Source organism: Escherichia sp. WS568 (genome assembly GCF_046486085.1).
Taxonomy (GTDB): domain Bacteria; phylum Pseudomonadota; class Gammaproteobacteria; order Enterobacterales; family Enterobacteriaceae; genus Escherichia; species Escherichia coli.
This window is the reverse complement of the sequence record NZ_JBJQMC010000001.1, coordinates 407,214-430,516: the sequence shown is the minus strand read 5'-3', so window position 1 is coordinate 430,516 and position 23,303 is coordinate 407,214. Positions and strand designations below refer to the sequence as shown.

At 51.0% G+C, this 23,303-nt stretch carries 28 protein-coding genes and 1 pseudogene; 7 read left to right on the top strand and 22 right to left on the bottom strand.

Going from position 1 to position 23,303, the window contains the following annotated elements:
* Positions 1 to 10: 10 nt before the first annotated feature.
* The 3 genes from ACJHWR_RS02190 to dgcQ all read left to right on the top strand — a co-directional run bounded on the left by ACJHWR_RS02190 (position 11) and on the right by dgcQ (position 3,054).
* A complete protein-coding gene (locus ACJHWR_RS02190) occupies positions 11 to 928 on the top strand; it encodes a DUF808 domain-containing protein (protein WP_000922682.1) in 918 nt (305 codons plus the stop codon).
* A gap of 78 nt (positions 929 to 1,006) precedes the next feature.
* Entirely contained in the window at positions 1,007 to 1,189 is a 183-nt protein-coding gene (locus ACJHWR_RS02185) for a YodC family protein (RefSeq protein WP_000009307.1), read from the top strand.
* A gap of 170 nt (positions 1,190 to 1,359) precedes the next feature.
* On the top strand, positions 1,360 to 3,054 hold the full coding sequence (dgcQ, locus tag ACJHWR_RS02180) for a cellulose biosynthesis regulator diguanylate cyclase DgcQ (protein ID WP_077250923.1): 1,695 nt from the start codon (positions 1,360 to 1,362) through the stop codon (positions 3,052 to 3,054).
* On the opposite strand, the gene ACJHWR_RS02175 is transcribed toward dgcQ, so the two are convergent.
* Both ACJHWR_RS02175 and yodD read right to left on the bottom strand, forming a co-directional pair.
* Complete coding sequence (locus ACJHWR_RS02175) at positions 3,051 to 3,866, bottom strand: mannosyl-3-phosphoglycerate phosphatase-related protein (RefSeq protein WP_000491515.1); 816 nt, start codon at positions 3,864 to 3,866, stop codon at positions 3,051 to 3,053. The genes dgcQ and ACJHWR_RS02175 overlap by 4 nt on opposite strands.
* Positions 3,867 to 4,162: 296 nt before the next feature.
* Positions 4,163 to 4,390 carry a peroxide/acid resistance protein YodD gene (gene yodD, locus ACJHWR_RS02170; RefSeq protein ID WP_000844800.1) on the bottom strand — a complete coding sequence of 76 codons (228 nt, stop codon included), beginning with the start codon at positions 4,388 to 4,390 and terminating at the stop codon, positions 4,163 to 4,165.
* Between the two features lie 162 nt (positions 4,391 to 4,552).
* On the opposite strand from yodD, the gene dsrB reads away from it, so the two are divergent.
* On the top strand, positions 4,553 to 4,741 hold the full coding sequence (dsrB, locus tag ACJHWR_RS02165; protein WP_000867217.1) for a protein DsrB: 189 nt from the start codon (positions 4,553 to 4,555) through the stop codon (positions 4,739 to 4,741).
* Positions 4,742 to 4,784: 43 nt separating this feature from the next.
* Here the strand turns inward: dsrB and rcsA are convergent, their stop codons facing one another.
* The 14 genes from rcsA to fliF form a co-directional block, all read right to left on the bottom strand.
* A complete protein-coding gene (gene rcsA / locus ACJHWR_RS02160) occupies positions 4,785 to 5,408 on the bottom strand; it encodes a transcriptional regulator RcsA (protein ID WP_000103987.1) in 624 nt (207 codons plus the stop codon).
* Positions 5,409 to 5,697: 289 nt separating this feature from the next.
* Positions 5,698 to 6,483 carry a flagellar biosynthetic protein FliR gene (gene fliR / locus ACJHWR_RS02155; protein ID WP_000983977.1) on the bottom strand — a complete coding sequence of 262 codons (786 nt, stop codon included), beginning with the start codon at positions 6,481 to 6,483 and terminating at the stop codon, positions 5,698 to 5,700.
* An 8-nt stretch (positions 6,484 to 6,491) separates the two neighbouring features.
* Complete coding sequence (fliQ, locus tag ACJHWR_RS02150; RefSeq protein WP_000187358.1) at positions 6,492 to 6,761, bottom strand: flagellar biosynthesis protein FliQ; 270 nt, start codon at positions 6,759 to 6,761, stop codon at positions 6,492 to 6,494.
* A 9-nt stretch (positions 6,762 to 6,770) separates the two neighbouring features.
* Positions 6,771 to 7,508 carry a flagellar type III secretion system pore protein FliP gene (gene fliP / locus ACJHWR_RS02145; RefSeq protein ID WP_001253441.1) on the bottom strand — a complete coding sequence of 246 codons (738 nt, stop codon included), beginning with the start codon at positions 7,506 to 7,508 and terminating at the stop codon, positions 6,771 to 6,773.
* The gene (gene fliO, locus ACJHWR_RS02140; protein ID WP_001537198.1) at positions 7,508 to 7,873 is read right to left on the bottom strand and encodes a flagellar biosynthetic protein FliO; all 366 of its coding nucleotides are present in this window, start codon (positions 7,871 to 7,873) and stop codon (positions 7,508 to 7,510) included. Before fliO ends, fliP begins: the two co-directional genes overlap by 1 nt.
* 2 nt (positions 7,874 to 7,875) lie before the next feature.
* The gene (gene fliN / locus ACJHWR_RS02135) at positions 7,876 to 8,289 is read right to left on the bottom strand and encodes a flagellar motor switch protein FliN (protein WP_001282085.1); all 414 of its coding nucleotides are present in this window, start codon (positions 8,287 to 8,289) and stop codon (positions 7,876 to 7,878) included.
* Positions 8,286 to 9,290 carry a flagellar motor switch protein FliM gene (gene fliM / locus ACJHWR_RS02130; RefSeq protein ID WP_001295641.1) on the bottom strand — a complete coding sequence of 335 codons (1,005 nt, stop codon included), beginning with the start codon at positions 9,288 to 9,290 and terminating at the stop codon, positions 8,286 to 8,288. Before fliM ends, fliN begins: the two co-directional genes overlap by 4 nt.
* A gap of 4 nt (positions 9,291 to 9,294) precedes the next feature.
* Positions 9,295 to 9,759, bottom strand: a complete 465-nt coding sequence (fliL, locus tag ACJHWR_RS02125; RefSeq protein ID WP_000133106.1) for a flagellar basal body-associated protein FliL — start codon at positions 9,757 to 9,759, stop codon at positions 9,295 to 9,297.
* A 104-nt stretch (positions 9,760 to 9,863) separates the two neighbouring features.
* Positions 9,864 to 10,991, bottom strand: coding sequence for a flagellar hook-length control protein FliK (locus ACJHWR_RS02120; protein WP_000620093.1), 1,128 nt, complete (start codon positions 10,989 to 10,991; stop codon positions 9,864 to 9,866).
* Entirely contained in the window at positions 10,988 to 11,431 is a 444-nt protein-coding gene (gene fliJ / locus ACJHWR_RS02115; RefSeq protein ID WP_000807584.1) for a flagellar export protein FliJ, read from the bottom strand. The genes ACJHWR_RS02120 and fliJ overlap by 4 nt, the downstream gene beginning before the upstream one ends.
* A gap of 18 nt (positions 11,432 to 11,449) precedes the next feature.
* On the bottom strand, positions 11,450 to 12,823 hold the full coding sequence (gene fliI / locus ACJHWR_RS02110) for a flagellar protein export ATPase FliI (RefSeq protein WP_000213288.1): 1,374 nt from the start codon (positions 12,821 to 12,823) through the stop codon (positions 11,450 to 11,452).
* A complete protein-coding gene (gene fliH, locus ACJHWR_RS02105; RefSeq protein ID WP_001282706.1) occupies positions 12,823 to 13,509 on the bottom strand; it encodes a flagellar assembly protein FliH in 687 nt (228 codons plus the stop codon). The genes fliI and fliH overlap by 1 nt, the downstream gene beginning before the upstream one ends.
* Entirely contained in the window at positions 13,502 to 14,497 is a 996-nt protein-coding gene (fliG, locus tag ACJHWR_RS02100; protein WP_000067950.1) for a flagellar motor switch protein FliG, read from the bottom strand. The genes fliH and fliG overlap by 8 nt, the downstream gene beginning before the upstream one ends.
* Complete coding sequence (gene fliF, locus ACJHWR_RS02095) at positions 14,490 to 16,148, bottom strand: flagellar basal-body MS-ring/collar protein FliF (protein WP_000994427.1); 1,659 nt, start codon at positions 16,146 to 16,148, stop codon at positions 14,490 to 14,492. Before fliF ends, fliG begins: the two co-directional genes overlap by 8 nt.
* A 214-nt stretch (positions 16,149 to 16,362) precedes the next feature.
* On the opposite strand from fliF, the gene fliE reads away from it, so the two are divergent.
* Positions 16,363 to 16,677 (top strand): flagellar hook-basal body complex protein FliE, encoded by a 315-nt coding sequence (gene fliE, locus ACJHWR_RS02090; protein WP_001274299.1) that lies wholly within the window; start codon positions 16,363 to 16,365, stop codon positions 16,675 to 16,677.
* A 24-nt stretch (positions 16,678 to 16,701) separates the two neighbouring features.
* On the opposite strand, the pseudogene ACJHWR_RS02085 reads toward fliE, so the two are convergent.
* Positions 16,702 to 16,842, bottom strand: a pseudogene (locus ACJHWR_RS02085) (integrase); the annotation flags it as partial.
* A gap of 185 nt (positions 16,843 to 17,027) precedes the next feature.
* Here ACJHWR_RS02085 and espR3 point away from each other — a divergent pair.
* Positions 17,028 to 18,167, top strand: coding sequence for a T3SS effector leucine-rich repeat protein EspR3 (espR3, locus tag ACJHWR_RS02080; protein WP_000484286.1), 1,140 nt, complete (start codon positions 17,028 to 17,030; stop codon positions 18,165 to 18,167).
* Positions 18,168 to 18,304: 137 nt separating this feature from the next.
* Here espR3 and ACJHWR_RS02075 read toward each other — a convergent pair whose 3' ends face one another.
* The 4 genes from ACJHWR_RS02075 to yedE form a co-directional block, all read right to left on the bottom strand.
* Positions 18,305 to 18,784, bottom strand: a complete 480-nt coding sequence (locus tag ACJHWR_RS02075; protein WP_000494168.1) for a GNAT family N-acetyltransferase — start codon at positions 18,782 to 18,784, stop codon at positions 18,305 to 18,307.
* Between the two features lie 110 nt (positions 18,785 to 18,894).
* On the bottom strand, positions 18,895 to 19,563 hold the full coding sequence (locus tag ACJHWR_RS02070; RefSeq protein ID WP_000334619.1) for an SOS response-associated peptidase: 669 nt from the start codon (positions 19,561 to 19,563) through the stop codon (positions 18,895 to 18,897).
* Positions 19,564 to 19,671: 108 nt separating this feature from the next.
* Positions 19,672 to 19,905 (bottom strand): sulfurtransferase-like selenium metabolism protein YedF, encoded by a 234-nt coding sequence (gene yedF, locus ACJHWR_RS02065; protein ID WP_000790504.1) that lies wholly within the window; start codon positions 19,903 to 19,905, stop codon positions 19,672 to 19,674.
* Positions 19,902 to 21,107, bottom strand: coding sequence for a selenium metabolism membrane protein YedE/FdhT (gene yedE, locus ACJHWR_RS02060; protein WP_000118897.1), 1,206 nt, complete (start codon positions 21,105 to 21,107; stop codon positions 19,902 to 19,904). The genes yedF and yedE overlap by 4 nt, the downstream gene beginning before the upstream one ends.
* A 186-nt stretch (positions 21,108 to 21,293) precedes the next feature.
* Here yedE and yedD point away from each other — a divergent pair, with 186 nt between their 5' ends.
* Positions 21,294 to 21,707, top strand: coding sequence for a lipoprotein YedD (gene yedD, locus ACJHWR_RS02055; protein WP_012311934.1), 414 nt, complete (start codon positions 21,294 to 21,296; stop codon positions 21,705 to 21,707).
* 33 nt (positions 21,708 to 21,740) lie between these two features.
* Here the strand turns inward: yedD and amyA are convergent, their stop codons facing one another.
* On the bottom strand, positions 21,741 to 23,228 hold the full coding sequence (gene amyA, locus ACJHWR_RS02050; protein WP_001245699.1) for an alpha-amylase: 1,488 nt from the start codon (positions 23,226 to 23,228) through the stop codon (positions 21,741 to 21,743).
* Positions 23,229 to 23,303: the final 75 nt, after the last annotated feature.

Here is a 23,303-nt window from a genome sequence, read left to right as displayed (position 1 = left end):
ATGAGAGGGAATGCTTTTGGCCGGGAGTAGTTTACTGACGTTGCTCGATGATATCGCCACACTACTGGACGATATCTCCGTGATGGGCAAACTGGCGGCGAAGAAAACCGCCGGTGTATTAGGGGATGACTTATCGCTCAATGCGCAACAAGTTTCAGGCGTGCGGGCCAACCGGGAACTTCCCGTGGTCTGGGGCGTGGCGAAAGGATCGCTGATTAATAAAGTGATTCTGGTGCCGCTGGCGCTGATCATCAGTGCGTTTATCCCGTGGGCGATTACGCCTCTGTTGATGATTGGTGGCGCGTTTCTCTGCTTTGAAGGAGTAGAGAAAGTGCTGCATATGCTGGAGGCGCGTAAACATAAAGAAGATCCGGCGCAGAGCCAGCAGCGTCTGGAGAAGCTGGCGGCGCAGGATCCGCTGAAGTTTGAAAAGGACAAAATAAAAGGGGCGATTCGTACCGATTTTATATTGTCTGCCGAAATCGTCGCCATCACGCTGGGGATTGTGGCCGAAGCGCCGTTGCTTAATCAGGTGCTGGTGCTTTCAGGCATCGCGCTGGTAGTGACCGTGGGCGTCTACGGTCTGGTAGGGGTTATCGTTAAGATTGATGACCTGGGGTATTGGCTGGCGGAAAAATCCAGCGCGCTGATGCAGGCATTAGGTAAAGGGTTATTGATCATTGCGCCCTGGTTGATGAAGGCGTTATCGATTGTCGGCACGCTGGCGATGTTCCTCGTCGGCGGTGGGATTGTGGTACATGGAATTGCGCCGCTGCATCACGCCATTGAACATTTCGCCGGGCAGCAAAGTGCAGTGGTGGCGATGATATTACCGACTGTTTTAAATCTGATTCTTGGATTTATCATCGGCGGCATCGTGGTGCTGGGAGTGAAAGCCGTAGCGAAAATACGCGGTCAGGCACATTAATACTCGCACAGGCTATTATGCAAAATTCGCCATCTTCAACTAAGGTGAACAAGTTTCACTCGAAAAAAGGAGGCGAGTATGAGCTTTATGGTTAGTGAGGAAGTTACGGTTAAAGAGGGCGGCCCGCGGATGATTGTCACCGGATACTCCAGCGGTATGGTTGAGTGTCGTTGGTATGACGGTTACGGGGTCAAGCGGGAAGCTTTTCATGAAACCGAGCTTGTTCCGGGGGAGGGGAGTCGTTCTGCGGAAGAAGTTTGAAAGGGTATCATTAACACCAGGCCGGATCACATCCGGCCTGGTGTGCCAATGCCTGCAATGAATGATAGTCGCGTCTTATCATGCCACCATTATAAAATTATCGCTGTTTTGCGGTACGCTATCGCCAGGTTATGCCAGAATCATAAAAAAGCAGGTTGGGAGTCGTCAGGGTGCAGCACGAGACAAAAATGGAAAACCAGAGCTGGTTGAAAAAACTCGCACGCCGCCTGGGGCCTGGTCATGTCGTTAATCTCTGCTTTATCGTGGTATTGCTTTTTTCCACCTTGCTCACCTGGCGTGAAGTAGTGGTGCTGGAAGATGCCTATATCTCCAGCCAGCGTAATCATCTGGAAAACGTAGCCAACGCGCTCGATAAGCATTTGCAGTATAACGTCGACAAACTGATCTTTTTGCGTAATGGCATGCGCGAAGCTCTCGTAGCGCTACTGGATTTCACTTCACTGCGTAATGCTGTAACCGAGTTCGAACAGCATCGCGACGAGCACGCCTGGCAAATTGAACTCAACCGACGGCGCACTCTGCCAGTTAATGGTGTGTCGGATGCATTAGTCAGCGAGGGGAATCTCCTGTCTCGCGAAAATGAAAGCCTCGACAATGAAATTACCGCTGCACTGGAAGTTGGTTACTTGCTGCGACTGGCGCACAACTCCTCGTCGATGGTTGAACAGGCGATGTATGTCTCGCGTGCCGGATTTTACGTTTCGACGCAGCCGACCTTGTTTACGCGCAATGTTCCAACGCGTTATTACGGCTATGTCACCCAACCCTGGTTTATCGGCCATTCGCAACGAGAAAATCGTCACCGCGCGGTACGCTGGTTTACTTCGCAACCGGAACACGCCAGCAATACTGAACCGCAGGTTACCGTCAGTGTTCCGGTAGACAGTAATAACTACTGGTATGGCGTGCTGGGGATGAGTATTCCTGTGCGTACTATGCAGCAATTTTTAAGAAACGCCATCGATAAAAACCTCGATGGTGAGTATCAGCTCTATGACAGTAAGCTGAGATTTTTGACCTCTTCCAATCCTGACCATCCAACAGGGAATATTTTTGATCCTCGTGAACTGGCCTTGCTGGCGCAGGCGATGGAACATGACACGCGGGGCGGCATTCGTATGGACAGTCGCTATGTTAGCTGGGAACGTCTGGACCATTTCGACGGTGTGCTGGTGCGCGTCCATACGCTAAGCGAAGGCGTGCGCGGCGATTTCGGTAGTATCAGCATTGCATTAACCCTGCTGTGGGCGCTCTTTACCACCATGTTACTCATCTCCTGGTATGTGATTCGCCGGATGGTTAGCAACATGTATGTTCTGCAAAGCTCGTTGCAGTGGCAGGCGTGGCACGACACCTTAACCCGTTTATATAATCGTGGCGCACTGTTTGAAAAAGCCCGTCCGCTCGCGAAATTGTGTCAGACGCACCAACATCCTTTTTCTGTCATTCAGGTCGATCTTGACCATTTTAAAGCGATTAATGACCGCTTTGGTCATCAGGCGGGCGACCGTGTTCTTTCTCATGCTGCCGGATTAATTAGCAGTTCCTTGCGTGCGCAGGACGTTGCCGGGCGGGTCGGTGGTGAGGAGTTTTGTGTGATTCTGCCAGGCGCGAGTCTGACGGAGGCTGCGGAAGTCGCAGAACGTATTCGCCTGAAGTTAAATGAAAAAGAGATGCTGATTGCTAAGAGTACGACGATACGCATCAGTGCCTCGTTGGGGGTTAGTAGCAGCGAGGAAACCGGTGATTATGATTTTGAACAACTCCAGTCACTGGCTGACCGTCGGCTTTATCTCGCTAAACAGGCCGGGCGTAATCGGGTATGCGCGAGCGATAACGCTTAACGAGCGGAGAAAAAATGGTCCAGCCCTTCACGCCAGCCTTCCGGTCCTTCACGCTGCGTTCGCCAGACGCGGGTCGGATCCTCATCATGCAGATGCACCCCTTCACGGTTTAGCCCTTTCACAATCACCGCGTAATCCATTACCTCCAGTAAGGGCGCATCGTTTGGCCCATCGCCCAGGCCAAGTGTGGTTGGGCGTTTGCCTGATAATTGTTGATAGGTCGCGATAATCCAGTTGGCGGCCTGATCTTTTCCGGCAGAGGCATCCAGGACGTGCCAGAAGCGCGCACCCTGCATAAACTGTAAGCCCAGTTCGTTCAGACGAGCGGTAAATTGTGCCATACGCTCGTCACTGTCGCGCCAGATTAGCGTTACCGACGCCTCATGCAGCTGCGTCAGCGCCGCCTGGCTACGGCTTAATCCCGTCCATTCGGCGATGGTTGCATCGTCGACATCATCGAAAGTCGTGAATTTAAAATGTTCTTTCTCGCGTAGCGTATTTAAAACCTGGCTGATTTCGCCATGGCTAATACCTGAGATGATGCGTGGAAAACCGTCTATATCCTGCCATTGTTCAGCAAGCTGGATCACTGCGCCATTTTCGGCAATCAGCGGTAACCCTTGTAGCCCCAACGTTTTTTGCAAGTACAGCATTTCCGCTGAAGTTTTACTGCTACAGAGAATGACGGGAACATTCCCTTCGCGTAAACGGCTGAGCCAGGGGGCAGCCGGTTGCCAGTCATAACTATGACTGTCCAGCAGGGTGCCATCAAGATCGCTAAAAACCAGTAGTGGTTGTTGAATTGAAAACATGGTCGCGCAGTTCTCCCCTTACCAGGATGATTCTCAAAACAGCACAAATAATCAAAGATGATTTTTTCGGGAGCGATCCCGTTGACGCCAGAGCCACCAAGGGGTGACGCACGTCACATTTCTATTCATAAGTAGCGTTAATCATTCATATCGCGAATATTTTCTTGTCAGCGAAAAAAATTGCGGATAAGGTGATGAACACATCAGATTTCCTGGTGTAACGAATTTTTTAAGTGCTTCTTGCTTAAGCAAGTTTCATCCCGACCCCTCAGGGTCGGGATTTTTTTATTGTGCATTCAACGATTCACTTCAGAGACGCTGAAGTCATGAATATCCAGTTCGAAGGCATCCGCCAATTCACGCCATGTATGATATTCACGTCCATCGACGCTAACGTGTTCAGAATCGTTCTGGCTGCGATGAACTTCGCTTTCGCTAATTTCATTGATCGCCGCCAGCAGGGCATCGACATCGACGCTGACCTCACGTTTTGCGGTATCGCTGTACTCTTTTGCGGTTTTCATCATCTTTCCTCGCAACCGTTACTCTGTTGTTGCCGCCAGTCGTTAAGTCCGCCTGGCATCTCTTAAGTATAGACCGTCGAGAAAATCAGCACTCGCGCGCGCCTGGCGCTGCCAGAAAAACGAAATTGTTCTACACTGGCACAAAGCCACAGGAGGAAAACGATGAAGGTGAATGATCGGGTAACAGTCAAAACGGATGGCGGTCCGCGTCGTCCTGGCGTGGTACTGGCAGTTGAGGAGTTTAGTGAAGGCACAATGTACCTGGTTTCGCTGGAAGACTACCCGCTCGGCATCTGGTTCTTTAATGAAGCAGGGCATCAGGACGGTATCTTTGTGGAGAAAGCAGAGTAATCTAATTCAGCCTGACTGGTGGGAAACCACCAGTCAGAATGTGTTAGCGCATGTTGACAAAAATACCATTAGTCACATTATCCGTCAGTCGGACGACATGGTAGATAACCTGTTTATTATGCGTTTTGATCTTACGTTTAATATTACCTTTATGCGATGAAACGGTCTTGGCTTTGATATTCATTTGGTCAGAGATTTGAATGGTTCCCTGACCTGCCATCCACATTCGCAACATACTCGATTCGGTTCGGCTCAATGATAACGTCGGCATATTTAAAAACGAGGTTATCGTTGTCTCTTTTTTCAGAATATCGCCAAGGATATCGTCGAGAGATTCCGGTTTAATCGATTTAGAACTTATCAATAAATTTTTTCTGACCAATAGATATTCATCAAAATGAACATTGGCAATTGCCATAAAAACGATAAATAACGTATTGGGATGTTGATTAATGATGTGCTTGATGTGCTGACTGTTAGAAGCATCATGGATGAAACAGTCCTCATTAATAAACACCACTGAAGGGCGCTGTGAATCACAAGCTATGGCAAGGTCATCAACGGTTTCAATGTCGTTGATTTCTCTTTTTTTAACCCCTCTACTCAACAGATACCCGGTTAAACCTAGTCGGGTGTAACTACATAAATCCATAATAATCGTTGACATGGCATACCCTCACTCAATGCGTAACGATAATTCCCCTTACCTGAATATTTCATCATGACTAAACGGAACAACATGGGTCACCTAATGCGCCACTCTCGCGATTTTTCAGGCGGACTTACTATCCCGTAAAGTGTTGTATAATTTGCCTGGAATTGTCTTAAAGTAAAGTAAATGTTGCGATATGTGAGTGAGCTTATAACAAATATTTCGCCGCAGGAGTATCCTAGAAGATGTTCGTAGGTATTATTTTTCGGATAATCCTTAGGATAACATGATAAACGTTACGGAATTATATTAATGGCAATTCACTAATAATATCAGCCAGCAAATTAAACATCTCACTGAATAAATGTTCGCAAAAAGGTGCAATTAACGGCATTAATGCCGCCATTAAAGAGATACCGACAGTCAGAGTTAATGGAAATCCAATAACAAAAATGGATAATTGCGGGGCCATACGATTAAGTAAACCTAATGCCAGATTCAGTGTCAGCAGCAGAGTAATGAGCGGTAACGCCAGCATTAGCCCGTTAAGGAAAATCAAACTCCCTGCTTTGGTGAGTGCCAGAAACGCATTGCTGTTCAACGGTTCGCCACCAATTGGCAGGGTGTGAAAGGTATCGACCAGCAGTGAAATCAACCATAAATGACCGTTAAATGTCAGGAACAGCAATAACGCCAGCATATCCATGATACGGGCTAGAACGGGCATATTGAGATGGCTGGCCGGATCGACAAACGTCGCAAATGACAGCCCCATTTGCAGACCGATAATTTCGCCAGCGGTTCGCACAGCGGCAAAGGCAAATTGCATGGTAAAACCAAGCGCAATGCCGATCAGGATCTGCTGCACGGCCAGCCACAGAGCAAAGAACGAAAAAACAGGAACATCGTTGGCAGGTAATGATGGGGCAATAGCGAACGTGATCATCATTGCCAGACCCAGTTTTACCCGTTTCGGCACGCTGCGTTCGCTCAGAATTGGCGCGGTAGAAATGAGCGCCAGCACGCGCAGTAACGGCCAGAAGTACAGACTTAGCCAGGAAAGCCATTGATCGCTTGTCACCTGCATCATTGTACGGGCTACCCGATGATATACGGCAGGTTAGTGAACAAGGTGCGGACGTAATCCAGCAACAGATTGAGCATCCACGGTCCAGCAATAATAATGGCAATAAATACGGCGATGATTTTTGGAATAAACGACAGCGTCATTTCGTTGATCTGGGTGGCGGCCTGCAAAATACTGATGATAAGGCCCGTGACCAGCGCCACCAGCAACAGCGGGGCAGCCAGTGCCAGCGCGACTTTCATCGCTTCAGTCCCCATCATCATGACCGATTCAGGTGTCATTTTGCCTCTCTAGCTGTAAAAGCTCTGCGCCAGCGAACCGACCAGCAATTGCCAGCCATCCACCAGTACAAACAGCATCAGTTTAAAGGGCAGAGCAATGGTGGCGGGGGGAACCATCATCATCCCTAATGCCATCAACACGCTGGCTATCACCAGGTCGATAATCAAAAAAGGGATGAAAATCGTGAAGCCTATCTGAAATGCGGTTTTCAACTCGCTGGTCACGTAGGCCGGGAGCAAAATGCGCATCGGCACGGCTTCAGGTCCCTGCAACGGGCCGGTATTCGCCAGTCTGGCAAACAACCCTAAATCCGCCTCACGGGTCTGACGCAGCATAAACTCACGCAGCGGCTGCGCCCCTTTTTCCAGCGCCTCCTGCATTGATATTTTCTCTTCGCTGAATGGCTGGTACGCATCGACATAAATTTTGTCGATCACCGGTGACATAATAAAAAAGGTCAAAAACAGTGCCAGCCCCAGCAATACCTGGTTAGGTGGCGCGGAGGGTGTTCCCAGCGCGTTACGCAATAAACCAAAAACAATGATGATGCGGGTGAAACTGGTCATCATCAGTAAAATTGCCGGAATAAACGTCAACGAGGTGATGAACACCAGCGTTTGCACCGGGAGCGACCAGCTTTGTCCACCGCCAGGCAGCGGCTGGCTGGTGATACCCGGTAGTTGCGCGAAGGCGAGGGGCGTAATCAGCCAGAGAAGGACAGGTGCGACAGACAATAAACGACGCATCAGGATCTCCCGCTACGCTTAAGCAAATTTTTCATGACCGACTGAAAATCGGTCTGCGGTATCTCTTCCGTTGGTGCAGAAGGGGGAAGTTTATGCAGCAGATTGATTTGCCCTGCGGTAACGCCGAGCACCAGCCGTGCATCATCCACATCGACCACCACAACCCGTTCACGCGCGCCCAGCGAAGCACTGGCGCTAATTTTCAGACCGTTAACGCCAGTGCGTTTAGGGGCAAATCCCAACCGTTTTACCAGCCAGGCAGCAGCGAGGATCAGGGCAATAATGGCGATGAGTGCGCCGCTCACCTGCAGCAGTGGCGCAGCAGAAACCGGCGCGGAAGATTGCACAGTAGCGTGGTTATTCATCACTAACGGCTCAGGCGACGCATTCGCTCAGACGGGGTAATAATATCGGTGATCCGCACGCCATATTTATCAGCGACTACGACAACTTCGCCCTGGGCGATTAAATAACCGTTGATCAGAATATCCAGTGGTTCGCCCGCCAGACCGTCCAGCGCCACGACGGACCCTTGCGTCAGACGCAACAGCTCTTTGATGGTCATCCGCGTACGGCCCAGCTCGACGGTCAGCTTGACCGGAATATCCATAATCAGGTCGATATCCTGCAACGTTCCGCTGACATCACCACCGCCAAATTGCTGGAACACCGCGTCGGCAGCGCTTTTGCTGTTGGTTGATTTTTGTTCGCTCAACGCTTCAGCCCACAGATCGTCCATTGCGCCGTTGTTGTCATCGGCCGGATTATTCATGTCACTCATTTGGGCTGTTCCTCGTTCAGAGAATTTAAAATCGGGTTAATCAAATGTTCTATCCGTAACGCATACTGACCGTTGAGGGTGCCGTACTGACTGGTCAGCACCGGGACGCCGTCAACATGGGCGATGATGCGATCGGGTTTTTCTATCGGCAGGACGTCGCCGGGTTTCAGTTTTAAAATCTGCGACAGGCGTAGCGAGATATCGGCAAAGTTGGCGACCAGCTCCAGCTGTGAATGCTGCACCTGGCGCACCAGGTTATCGCGCCAGTTCTGATCTTCATTACGCGAGTTTTCCAGCGGCGGGTTAACCAACAATTCCCGTAGCGGCTCGATCATGCTGAATGGCAGGCAGATATTAAATTCGCCGGTCAGGTTGCCAATCTCCACATGGAACGGCGTGTTAACCACAATGTCGTTCGGCGAGGTGGTGATATTGGTAAATTTCACCTGCATTTCCGAACGCACGTACTCAACTTCCAGCGGATTAATCGCCTTCCATGCGTCGCTATAGCCTTCTAGCGCCAGTTTCAACATGCGGTTGATGACGCGCTGTTCGGTATGGGTAAACTCGCGACCTTCCACTTTGGTCGGGAAGCGTCCATCGCCGCCAAACAGGTTATCCACGGCGATAAACACCAGACTCGGCGAGAACACCACCAGCCCTGTGCCGCGCAGCGGTTTCAGATGGATAAGGTTCAGGTTGGTCGGCACCGGCAGGTTGCGGGCAAATTCATGGTACGGCTGAATGCGGATGGCCCCCACGGTAATGTCCGGGCTACGGCGCAGCAAGTTGAACAGCCCCATACGAAAATGGCGGGCAAAGCGCTCATTAATGATTTCCAGCGCCTGCAAACGTTCGCGCACAACCCGTCGTTGGGTATTCGGATCGTACGGACGAATGTCACTTTCGCCGCTAACACTGGCTGTCGGTTCGTCTTTGACTTCGCTGTCGCCATTCAACAGCGCATCAATTTCAGCTTGAGAAAGAATACTATCGCCCATGTCGTTATCGCAGAATAAAAGCGGTATACAGCACGTCGGTGACATCCTGTTTCGGTTGCCCGGCAACAAGCGGGGTGGAAAGTGTGGTTTTAATCTCGGCAATCAGGTTTTTCTTGCCTTCTTCTGTCGCCAGTACGGCAGCATCCTGACGCGAAAACAGTAACAGCAAACGGCTACGGACTTCCGGCAAATACTCACTCAGCCGCGAGCGGGTAGCTTCATCTTTCAGGCGCAGGGTTATGCCGATATAAAGCACGCGATCCGCATCGCCCAAATTGACCGTGAAGGTATCCAGCGCGTAGAAGACAGGTGAGGGCACGACGCGTTGCTGCGCTTTGTCGTCAGCGGCAACCTGATGCGAATGCCAGTAGCTGTAACCTGCGCTGGCACAGGCCGCGAGGGTAATGAATACCAGAATCGGGATCCAAAGCGATCGCTTGCTTTTCTTGCTTATCGCGTAATCAGTCATGTGTTGCGGTCTTCCTGTGTCGCTACTGCTTATCGGCTAATTATCCTGCGTCTTGAGCGCAACAAAGCGGGGAAAAGACGCGGATTACGGTGCTACCTCTGACGTTAGGCGAAAATATCAACGCCGCTGTTGCCTGTTACGCGCCCTTGTAAAGAGACGGGAACCGGAAGCGTATCGTCGTCTTCCCCCGCCAGAGGTTCATGGTTTACTGTGCGTTGGCTTTGCTGTTGTTGGGAAGCGGCCTGCTGCTGACCACTAAAGCTTTCGCCACTGATGTTGCTTTGCCCTAACTGAATGCCACTTTCGGCCAGCTGCGTACGCAGTACCGGCAGCGCTGCTTCCAGGGCGGCGCGTACATGCTGATGCGGTGAAACCATCTGGATTTGAGCCTGGTTATCATCCACTTTGAGGGAGATTTGCACTTCACCTAAATCCTGTGGGTGCAGTCGCAACTCTGCACTTTGTTGCCCCTGGCGGGTGAACAGCGAAATATGCTGGCTTAATGATTGTTGCCATTCGTGAGAACCCAGCGGTGCACTCAAAACAGGTGCGGCGACGGTGGGCAGTGGCTGTGTCTGGTGTGGAGTGATTAGCGGGCTGGCGGCAGCGGTCACCGGTGAAGGTGTGCTGATGACTTCCGCTTTACTCTGGGCTTCTGCTACCAGCGGTGTTAATGGCTGAGCTGGTGTGCCGGGGGCGTCATCAGGCTGTGCTGTTGTGAGTTGCTCAGAAGTCAGTTTTGTGAAGAGCGTTGGTTTCTCTGTCGGTAACACGGTTGACGGCGCATCAGTCACTTTGGGCGTATTGTCAAAACCCGGCAACATCGCAAAAAGGGCGCTCAGGCTTGCGGTGACGTCTTCATTCAGATCATCCGCTTTTTCGTCTTTTGCCGTATTGTTGCCAGCCACCGCAGCCAACGTCATCGTTTGAGCGGTGGTTAATGGTGTTGATGTGGATTGTTCGTCGTTGATGACAGGCGGTGTTTCATCCACAGGGATCAGTAAATCCGCTTGTTGCGCATCGGCAAGAATCTCGCTGACCAGCGGCTCGCCTTTTGTCGTGGGCTTATCTGTTGCCACCAGCAACTGGGGGGCCGCTTTGTCGGTAGTTGTCTCGCCTGCTAATGCTTCGCTCAACAACGCGAGAAAATCTTGTGCAGCATCGCTGGCTTTGCCGCCAGGCAATGTGGTGGTGTCAACGTCGGCGGTAATTAAGGGCGCTAAGCGAATCATTCAGGTTTCCTCATGGCGGCGCGCTGGGCGAACTCATCCATCTTTTTCTGATCGAGGCGGTTTTCTGCAAGCAGTGCCGCCGTGGATTGCCGTTCCTGCAGTGTCTGCCAGGCCTGCAAACGTTGTTTCTTTTCTCGCCAGCTGTTCAGGGCAATGTCAACTTTCTGCGTCCACTGATTAAGTTGCTGGCGATGCTGAGTAATGGCTTTTTCCAGCGTCTGGATAAACTGCTGATAGTTGATCCAGCGGTTGCTGGTCATCCCGGCACTCATATCGCTGTTGAGGTTATTGCGATATTCATTCTGATAATCGATCAGCATTTTGAGCTGTTCTTCCGCCTGCTGACACCCGCGACGCATTTCACCCAGCAGGCGCGCGGCATCCTCTACCTCTTTTTCTGCCAGATCTTTCAGGGTCGCCAGCGCACCATGTTCTGCCATCTGCCGTTATCTCCTGGGTTATGACACTGTCGGGAAAATACGCTCCAGCCCCTGGAGAGACGCTTCCCAGTCCGCACGTTCAAAAATGCCTTGTTGTAAATAGCCCTCCAGTTGCGGCCACAGGGCGATGGCTTTATCGAGCATCGGATCACTGCCTTTGGCATACGCGCCGAAGCTAACCAGATCGCGGTTACGCTGAAAACTCGACAACAGCTGTTTGAAGGTGCGCACTCGCGCGTAATGTTGCTCACTGATCAACGCCGTCATTGCGCGGCTGATCGACGCTTCAATATCGATAGCCGGATAGTGCCCGGCTTCCGCCAGTCGGCGAGACAGCACAATGTGACCGTCGAGGATTGCCCGCGCGGAGTCGGCAATGGGGTCCTGCTGGTCATCGCCCTCGGTGAGCACGGTATAAAACGCGGTAATCGAGCCGCCGCCGCTAATGCCATTTCCGGCACGCTCGACCAGTGCCGGTAATTTGGCAAACACCGACGGGGGATAACCTTTAGTGGCGGGTGGTTCGCCAATCGCCAGCGCAATTTCACGCTGGGCCATCGCGTAGCGGGTGAGGGAGTCCATAATCAGCAACACATGCTGACCACGATCGCGAAAATCTTCGGCAATGCGCGTGGCATAGGCGGCACCCTGCATTCGCAGGAGAGGAGAAACATCCGCCGGAGCGGCAATCACTACTGAGCGTGCACGCCCTTCAGCACCGAGGATATTCTCAATAAAATCTTTTACTTCACGCCCACGTTCACCAATCAAACCCACGACAATGACATCGGCGCGGGTGTAACGGGCCATCATCCCCAGCAGCACACTTTTACCAACGCCAGATCCGGCAAACAGCCCCATACGCTGCCCGCGCCCAACGGTAAGCAGGGCATTGATTGGGCGCACGCCGGTGTCCAGCACATGTTCAATCGGTGTACGTTGCAACGGGTTAAATGGCGGGGTAATCAGCGCACCGGTTTCCGTCGTATCGGGGGAGGGGAGGCCATCGAGCGGTTTACCGCTGCCGTCCAGAACACGACCTAATAACGCCGGACCGAGCGGTAACTGCTTGCCGCTTTGCAGCCCTTCTGCCGAAATGTTTTTGGCATAAACACGCGCGCCGGGCAGGACACCTTCGACTTCCTCCAGCGGCATTAAAAACAGCCGTTGACCGTTAAAGCCAACGACTTCGCTTTCTACTTCGTGCGTTTCGCTGCCGTTCTGGCGCTCAATGACACAGGTTGCGCCGAGCGGCAATTGTAATCCGGTGGCTTCCAGCACCAGCCCGGTAGCGCGAGTTAATCGCCCATAGCGACGTACCGCAGGCAACTGCGCCATTTTGGCTTCAAAGTTATCCAGCGTGGTTAGCCAGCGAGTCAGGCGCGTGGTCATTACACCACTCCTGGTGCTGCCAGACGGCAGAGTTCTTGCCAGCGAGTGGCGACACTGGCGTCGAGATCGCCTTCATCGGCGGAGACTTTACAGCCGCCAGGATGGAGTGTGGGATCGCCCCGCAAGCGCCAGCCATGCAAACTTAAGGTTGCGCCGAGCATATCATCCACACGTTGCAGATCATCCGGGTGCACGCGCAGCTGTGGTTTACCGCTGAATAACGGTTCTTGCTGCAACAACTGTTGGATCTGTTTGATCAGTGCCGAGTTATCCACTGTTGGCGTCTGACCGATCACCTGACGTGCCGCCTCCAGCGCCATCTGCATCAGGCGCGAAGCAATCACACTATCAAGCGCATCAAGGGTAGTTTGAAATTCGCTGACCAGTTGCTGCATCCGGGCATGAATTGGCGCTTGTTGAGACTTCGCCTCTGCCAGACCTTGCTCCAGCCCCCGGGCCAGTCCTTCCTGATAGCCCTGCTCATGACCTTGCTGGCGACCTTCGGCAATCCCCGCCTGATAACCTTGCTCATGGGCCTGCATTTGCAGTTGCGCCAGTTGCTGCTCAAGGCTGGGTTCGGCCTCTTCAATGATGGTTTCTTCCGGCTCGACCATGGGCACAAACTCTGCCTGTGGTGGCGCGAGATCGTCCGGCGTCCAGGTTTTCCACGGCAGATTATCAGACATAGGTATCCTCGCCGCTGCCAATTACCATCTCGCCAGTTTCGGCAAGGCGGCGCACAATCAGCAGAATCGCTTTCTGTTCGTTTTCCACCTGCGACAGACGCACCGGACCACGGTTGGCGAGATCGTCGCGCAGAATATCGGCGGCACGCTGCGACATATTGCGCAGGAATTTCTCGCGCAGTGGCTGCTCGGCCCCTTTCAGCGCGATCAACAGCGATTCGGAATCCACTTCCTGCAACAGACGCTGAATGCTGCGATCGTCGACATCCACCAGATTTTCGAACAGGAACATCTCGTCGATAATTTTTTGCGCCAGCTCGCCGTCGAATTCGCGCACGGCGGTAATAACGGCTTCTTCCTGCTGAGTTTTCATCAGGTTGATAATTTCGGCTGCCGTTCTCACGCCGCCCATTTTGCTGCGCTTGAGATTCTGACCGTCGAGCAAGCCATTCAGTACTTCGGTCAGTTCCGCCAGCGCGGCTGGCTGCACGCCGCCAAAGGTGGCGATACGCAACATCACGTCGTGGCGCAGACGTTCATCGAACAACGCCAGAATATCGGCGGCCTGGGCGCGCTTCAGATGCACCAGAATGGTGGCGATAATTTGCGGATGCTCATCGCGAATCAGATCGGCGGCACTCTGCGGCTCCATAAAGTTGAGCGTTTCAATACCGCTGGCGGTATCGCGAGTTTCGAGAATATCTTCCAGCAGGCTGGCGGCACGTTCCTCACCCAGAGCTTTGACCAATACCGAACGCAGATAATCGTTGGCGTTGATATTCAGTGCGGCAAACTGTTCAGCTTCTTGCTCAAACTCCGCCAGCACATCGGTTAGCTGCTTGTTGGAGATCTGCGTGACGTTCGCCATTGCAGCGCTCAGGGTTTGCACTTCGCGCTGGGAGAGGTGCTTGAACACCTCTGCCGCCCGGTCTTCGCCAATGGTCATCAGCAGGATGACGCTTTTATCGGTGCCTGTCAGGTTACTCATGATCGTTATTTATCCACTGGCGAATGACCAGCGCCACCACGCGCGGATCGTTATCAGACATTTCACGGATACGCTGGCTCATGACTTCTGCCCCCAGACGTTGGTTAGCGCGTCGTTGTTGGAGTTGTTCGTCTTTGCTCAGGCGGACTTCCACCGCATCTTCCACTTCCTCACGGGCCTGCGCCTGTTGCTGTACAGCTTTCATCGCCTCGGCGCGACGTGTTAACTGCGGGCGTACCGCTTTCCGCCACAGCAGCCACGCCACCAGCAGTACCAGCAACCAGCGACCGGCAGCCAGCAACTGATCGATAAACGCTTGCTGTTGCCAGAACGGCAGTTCTCCGCCGCTTTCGTCACTGCTATTGAACGGCGAGTTAACGACATTGAGCGAGTCACCGCGTTTTTCAGAAAAGCCCATCGCCTCGCGGGTCAGATCTTCAATTTGCTTCATCTGTTCGTTGCTGAGAGGCAATGGTTTACCGTCTGGCAAGGTTTTGTAATTCACCACTACCGCGACTGACAGACGTTGCACATCGCCCACGTTCATTTTGGTATGACGAATGGTGCGATCGACTTCGTAGTTACTGGTTTCATTCCGCTGTGTGCTACGCGGCCCGCTATTGCTGGTGGTGCTCGCCTGCTGCTGGCGGTTATTTTGATTTGCCGGAGGCGTGCTGATTGGCGCGTTATTCGCAGGTGCCGGTTGATTCGACAACGCCCCCGGTACGCCGCCCGGATAACCGGAACCGCTTTGCTCGCTCTCATTAAGCTGGCGTGAACGAAGCGCCGCATGAGATTCATCACCGTTAGGGCGATACTGTTCTTCCGTTTGTTCTTTACTGGCGAAGTCCAGCTGCGCCGTGACCTGGGCGTGAATATTACCGTTACCAACAATAGGCGACAGGATTGCTTCAATACGCCGCTGAATACGGCCTTCGACATCGCTGGCATATTTCAACTGAGCATCATTAAGATCGCGCCCGCTGGTATTGGACTGGGTTAACAGATGTCCGCCCTGATCCACCAGCGTGACGTTTCCCGGCGGCAGACCAGCAACGGCGCTGGAAACCAGATGCACAATGGCGCTAATTTGCCCTTCATCGAGTGCGCGGCCGGGTAACAGATTTACCGTCACCGATGCAGAAGGGGATTTTTGTTCACGGACGAATAAAGACGGTTTCGGCATTGCCAGATGTACGCGCGCCCCTTTTACCGGGCCGATAGTTTCGATGGTACGAGAAAGCTCGCCTTCCAGCGCCCGCTGATAATTCACCTGTTCGCTGAACTGGCTGATACCAAACTTTTCCTGATCGAGTAGTTCGAAACCGACCGCGCCGCCTTTGGGCAAACCTTGTTGTGCCAGGCGCAGACGCAGTTCGTGAACTTTATCTGCCGGAACTTCAATAGCGCCGCTGGCTTCGCTGAAGCGGTAAGGAATATTCATTTGCGTCAGTTGGCTGACAATTGCGCCACCATCCTGATCGGAAAGATTGCTGAATAATGTGCGGTAGTCGGGGGCTTTCGCCCACAGGATCAGTGCGACCATGACCGCCACTGCCGCGGAACCGGCAACAATCAATGGAATTTTCGGATTCGCACGCAGGCGATTAAGCCACTCAAGAGATTTTGTCTGGGCTGCAGTCGCATTCATCGCGCACCTCGTGGCTGATTATGGACGGCGTTATTGGCAAAGTGGAACAAGACTCACTCCCGGGTCAGCAAACTCGAAAAATTGACGCTCCCATTATTTGTGCTTTCGTTTTTTTCTATCCGCCAATAAACCCGTTTTTTTGTTGCTATTTAGCGCCTTTGTCTTATTGACTTACTGGTAGGCTTTGCTACCAGAAATTATCCAGGAGATGAAAATGTCAGCGATACAGGGGATTGAAGGGGTTATCAGCCAGTTACAGGCTACGGCGATGAGTGCGCGTGCGCAGGAATCACTGCCGCAACCGACCATTAGTTTTGCCGGGCAGCTGCACGCCGCGCTCGATCGCATAAGCGATACACAAACAGCCGCCCGCACGCAGGCAGAAAAATTCACTCTCGGTGAACCCGGCGTGGCGTTAAACGATGTGATGACCGATATGCAAAAAGCCTCAGTTTCAATGCAAATGGGGATTCAGGTGCGTAATAAGCTGGTGGCGGCATATCAGGAAGTAATGAGCATGCAGGTATAGGTTGTGTAACCTGTTGTTAATGACATCCGATCTCACCGCGTGGGGCATGGATGGGGCAAACTTACTCATTATCTGGTTTGAAATGGATACCTGATCCTGAAAGTTTTCTGCCATCCACGATCCGTATACACGATAAACCCTCTGATCATCAGAATGTCTCATTTGACACACATCACCACGTCGGATGTTGTTACGACCACAGACGCAACAGTAACCTCTGGATAATTTAATCTTTGTTGATGTTTTTATTCATATTCCGGGCTATGGATATGAGCGATTTTTGATAGTGGTAATTTTATTGTGTTTTAGAATGCGCCCTGGGCAATATAATTTATTAAACAGGAGTGTAAATGTTTCCATTAAATGATCTTTCGTTAAAAACTCAGTCGGTTCAATTAAATAAAGTCACATCTAATACTGAATCTACGATAAAACAACACGAGTTAGTATCTGATGATGCAATCATAAATGAATTATCAAGTGAGTTAGTCAGTTGTCTTGGAAATGGTAAGCTTACACCAATTAGTGAAGACAGCAACTTACTGAATATGCTGTCTGAATTTAAGTTATTGAGAGAGCAATGTTTCAGGTGGGGTAATTATACTCTATTGTTTGAAAATTATGGGGCTTATGATAAGACGGGATCTATCACGATAGAAAAAAGTCAGGGGGAGGGGACTTTACCCATTCGGCATAAATTAGAGTTTATATCGACTAATATTGCAGAGTTGCTGGACAAGTTAACCAAAATTACAGATGCCAGACTTTGCAAAGGTTTCAGTGACTGGGCTAGTTCAGTCAAAGAAGGCGCATCGAATGACTTGAAAGAAAATGTGGATAGAGCATTGGTGAGAATGTTTAAATGTGTTAAGCTCCACAGTAATGAACTTAACTTATCATACCTTTTTTTGGGTTCTGTGCCGCCTCTTCCAGAGTGGATTGAAATGCTTAGCCTTATTCATAATAAACTTGATTCAATACAGGTGCCCGAATCATGCAAAGAATTAGAACTCGATTTCAATAACCTTACAGAATTTCCACAAGTACCTGATGGAATTACCCTGATCTCCGTAAATAATAACCTGATATCGCATATTGACTCATTTCCGCCAAAGGTTAAGAAAATTTTTATTGGTCACAATAAGCTATCGGAAATACCAGCAATACCAGACACCGCTAAGGTTTTTGATTGTAGTGAGAATAATATAAAAGAAATTAGGTGGTTCCCCAAAAATCTGAAAGAAGTGCATATTGAATATAATAAGATTGAGGTTATTCCTGCGATACCTGGCAATTTAAAATTACTTTTTATGGAATGTAATCCTATTAAAGAGGCATTTTTAATGCCATGGACTCTGACAGGGATTTGCTATGAAATATCGCAGCGGAAATATATTGTTACGAACCCCGATGATTATGATAAATATTCCGATATGGTTAAAAAGCATGTAATAGATGGTGAGGAATTCATAATTAAATATTATATGTAATTAATTAGGCGTAATTGTGTCACTGGAATAGAGGTTTCTTGTGACGCATGTGGAAGGGGCGTCTATGGACAAGGCGTTTCCTGCTGGTGATAAATAAAGACGCAGCACGTCGAATGCAAGAATGTGCTGCGTCTGGCTCAAAGCAACTCATTATCTTCGCATAGCGTCAATGACAAAAATCGACTGTGTGGATCAAGTTGATAATCGGCAAACGGTTCGCAATCAACGAAACCATGCTTCAAATAAAGTTGATGGCAGGCCGTAAATCCAGCCTGTGTACCCGTTTCTAAGCTCAGGCGATGAAGGCATCTGTCATGGGCGACCTGCAAAATGTGGCGTAAAATCAGACTGGCGACACCCCGACGTAAATAATTTGGCGCGGTACGCATTGATTTCAGTTCGCCATGTTTATCATCCAGCAACTTCAGCGCACCAATTCCTGCGAGTTGTTCGCCTTCCCATACTGACCAGAATGTCACTGTCGGGTTACGTAATTTTTGCACATCTAAAGCATGACTGCTTTCAGGGGGAGACTGCTGCAGCATGCCGGAAATATGGTAAGCCACTAATGCTTGCACTGCTGGATGGGTGAGATCATCTGTTTTAATCGTGAACATGACGATTCCGTATTGGTGTTATTTTTGCAATATGCCAACAGGTAATGAAATCTTTGTCTAATAGAGATTACTTATGACGCAGTATTGTTGATCAATAATCTCCAGGCTTATCAAACAGGTTGAATTAACTCCGCGCCCTGGTTTTTAACATTACCCACCGCGCGCGATACCGGGTGCCAGGTGAACTGGTTTGCTGGCACACAACCACTGGTAGCGATTTCTGAGGCTTCTTTACCGCCAATATCTTGCCGCATCCATTCCCGCGCAGCATCTGGCGAGAGTACCAGTGGGCGGCGGTCATGAATATCCACCAGACCTTGATCTGCCGCCGCAGTGACAATCAAAAATCCTTCGGCTTCGTCACCGCGCTCGAATGGTGTGCTGCCTATCGCGGCCATAAAAACAGGTTGTCCATCAGTACGATAGATAAAATAAGGCTGCTTTTTGTCGCCTTCTTTTTTCCACTCAAACCAGCCATCGGCAAAACAGATTGCCCGACCATGTTGCCAGAGCGGTTTAAACATACGACTGGTCGCCGCAGTTTCTACGCGGGCGTTAATCAGCGGCGGTTTATCCCACCATCCGGGAGCATATCCCCAGAAAACCGGATCCAGATGAAGGTGTTCATCACGTTCACTGAGCAGTAGGACTTTGGTTCCCGGCGCGACGTTGTATCTGCCAATGGGTTCGGGATCATAGGGAATATCGCGTTCAATATCTTCCGCGAGAAGCGCAAGGTAATCTTCACGCGTTTGGGATTGGGCAAAGCGTCCACACATAGAAACCTCCTGAGATCATACTGAAAAGAATAGGAGAGGGGGTGGGTAAAATCTATGTGATACAAAGGTAACGATGTTCCCGCTGTGGGTCACAGCGGGAATGAGGGATTACTTCTGAATTAAATAACGAATGGTCGGCCCGTCTTGCTGAATATCCAGCACCGTATAGCCGTGATTACGCGCATCCAGTGGAATATTATTGATCGACTGCGGACAGTCGCTCACCACTTCCAGGATTTCCCCTTTTTTTAACTGCGGCATCGCCTCAAGGGTTGCGACTGCCGGATAAGGGCAGGGTTCACCCACCATATCAAGGCGGTAATCAGGAACGATATTTTTCATGCGATCTCCTTAGCAGTCTGCGGTGCCGCACGGCGGAAGAAGCGTTTTTCCCAGCCGATAATCAACATCAGCGCAGCAAACAACAGCAAATATGTCACCAGCAGGCCCCCCATCGGACCAAAGGTTTTCAGCAGGTTGATTTTGTCCCAGTCGGTGGCCAGCGCCGGAGCGAAATCATCCCAGTAATACGCCAGAATCGTTGAGCCGATCACATTGCCCAGACCGACCCACCAGTAGTGCACCTGGCCTTCTACCGCGCGGTACATCCAGCCGGTTTCGCAGCCGCCAGCCAGCACGATGCCAAAACCAAACAGTAAACCACCAATTACCGCGTTTGGTCCCGCCCACATGATTTTGGGTTCAACGCCTAACTGTACGTAACTGAAGATCCCGATGGCACTCACCGCCATACCAATAATGATTGCTTTCGCCATATGGGTACGTCCGGTGATCCACATATCGCGGAACGCCGAAGTAAAGCAGATTTGCGCACGTTCAATCAGTAAACCAAAGCCGACGCCAAACAGCATTGCCAGCCCCAGTTTGGGTTGGTTCATCGCTGTGAGCAGCGCCCAGCCCAGCATGCCGAAAAAGACCAGCATCCCGAGACGAAAACGACGCCGCGCCTGATCCGGTTTTTGCGTCAGCGGTGAGGCGGCAGAAACTTTCTGCATTTTCACGGGAATACGGAAGATGGGCAGCAGGGTAAAGCGCGCGCCAAACCATGAACCAATGGCAGTGGCGATGGCAAAGAACCAGGCATGCAGCGAGAACTGAGGAATACCGGTAAAGAACGCCGCCAGGTTACAGCCCATTGCCAGACGCGCGCCAAAACCGGCGATAATGCCGCCAATGATGGCCTGCATAATGCGGATACGGCTGCGCGGCATTCGCAGTTTGACATTGTTGGCCCACAGCGCTGCGGCAAAGCAGCCGCCAAACATACCGAGGATCATCATCCCGTCGATGCGGGTTAATGGCGATCCTTCCAGATGGATAATTTTAAAGTAACCCCACTCTTCAGCATGGACGCCGAACAGTTGCAGGAGCTGGCCGCCCCAACGGGTAAATTCACCCGTGACAGCCCAAAAGGTGCCAGTAATGCCAAAATAGTAAGTGGAGAGAATACCCGCCGCGATGACCGCGGGGATGGGCGCCCAGAATTTAATCAACCAGGCGTGTTTGAATTGCTGCCATGACATGAATGTAGCCTCTGAACTCAGAAGGTTTGAAACAAGAGTCGCGAATCATACACCATGCAAATTTATTTTCGGGGTAATAATTCACAAAAATAATAGTTAGATCAAATTTCTCTCTGAACCTGGAAAGGCTGGCGACATCAGGGCTTTAATGCCACAATCCTCTTTTCTTCTCATGCAGGACGAATGATGAAAAAACTCGCAATTGCAGGCGCGCTCATGTTGCTGGCGGGCTGTGCCGAAGTCGAAAACTATAACAATGTCGTGAAAACCCCCGCGCCGGACTGGCTGGCGGGCTACTGGCAGACCAAAGGGCCGCAACGTGCGCTGGTCAGTCCGGAAGCGATAGGCAGCCTGATTGTCATTAAAGAGGGCGATACTCTGGATTGCCGTCAGTGGCAGCGGGTGATTGCTGTGCCGGGCAAGTTGACATTGATGTCTGATGATCTCACTAACGTTACCGTAAAACGTGAGCTGTACGAGGTTGAGCGTGACGGTAACACCATTGAGTACGATGGTATGACGATGGAGCGTGTGGATCGCCCGACGGCAGAGTGTGCCGCTGCGCTGGATAAAGCGCCGTTACCGACGCCATTGCCGTAATGAAATCTCCCCGGCTTGCCGCCGGGGATGAATTTAAATCACCTCTTCGATAACCCACACGCTAACGCTGCCGCCGTTGCAAAAGAAGGTCGCTTCGCCGTTTTCGTCGGTTACTACACTCTCTTGCCGGTTCCCAAGAAAATCACGCCAGGTTTTATTGCCGTAATTCTCTCCCAGGTGAATGGTTTTTTCGCCATCATCCCCGTTCGACATGACCACCACGCAGCCGGGATATTCGTCAGTGCCACTGCGGCTAAAGGCAATGCAGTTCGGATGGTCGAAAAATAACGTCTGTACACCGTGGGCGAAACGCTGACGGGCGAGAATTAACTCATCAAGCTGTTCGATTATTGGCATATCTATCGGATAGGTTTGCCCGTCACCACCGACATCTTCGTAATGCGCACCGTAGAGGTCCGGATAGAATACCGAAGGAACGCCATTTTCCCGCAACAAAATTAGAGCATACGCCAGCGGTTTAAACCACGGTTCGACTGGCGCTTCGAGGGCTTGCAACGGTTGGGTGTCATGGTTGGCAACGAGGGTTACGGCGTGAAAAGGATCGGCTTCCACCAGCGTCCCAGTGAAAATCTGCGTCATGTCGTAGTCGCGTCCCATGCGCGATGCTTCATGGAATTTCATCTGCAGCGGCGCATCGAACAGCATGGTTTTGCCTTCCACCTGATCAATATACGTTTGCAGCTTATCAACTTCATGCGACCAGTACTCCGCCACAATAAACAGCGGCTTTGGCGCAACTTCCTGTACGTGTTCGATCCACTCTTTATAAAACCACGCCGGAATATGTTTGACCGCATCAAGACGAAAACCGTCGCATTGCGTTTGTTCCATCACCCAGCGCGCCCAGTATTTAATCTCTTCCGTCACGGCATGATTGCGAAAATCGATATTCTCGCCCATCAGATAATCGAAATTACCTAATTCATCATCAACCTGATCGTTCCAGCCTTCGCCGGTGTAGTCGTTAACAATTTTAAATATGCCATCTTCATCAGGGTTTTCGATATGGTCGATACCGCTAAAACATTTGAAATCCCAGATAAACTGTGAGTATTGCCCGGCACGGGCGGGGAAGGTGTAACGCGTCCAGCCTTCGCACTCAATGATTTCTTCATCAATTTGCGTACGGTCGTCAGCATTTACACGCTGCACGCGAATAGCTTCTTTTTCATCCGCGCCCATTTTGTGGTTGACTACCACGTCCAACAGCACCGCAATGTCATTACGTTTCAGGGCGTCAATGGCGGCCAGCAGTTGTGCTTTATCGCCATATTTAGTAGGGATGCTGCCTTTCTGATCAAACTCGCCTAAATCAAATAAATCATAGGAGTCGTAGCCGACCGAATACCCGCCCGATGCGCCTTTATAGGCGGGCGGCAACCAGACCATATTGATACCAATATCATTAAAACCGTCGGCGCGCTCGGCCAGTTCAGGCCAGAGCTTACCGCCTTCCGGGTAATACCAGTGAAAACATTGTAACAGCGTGGGATTACGCATTCTTCGACTCCATTCAAGGGGAACATTTGAAGCGTAGCCGTAATCGGATTATTCGCGAGCCATTAGCTCGTTAAG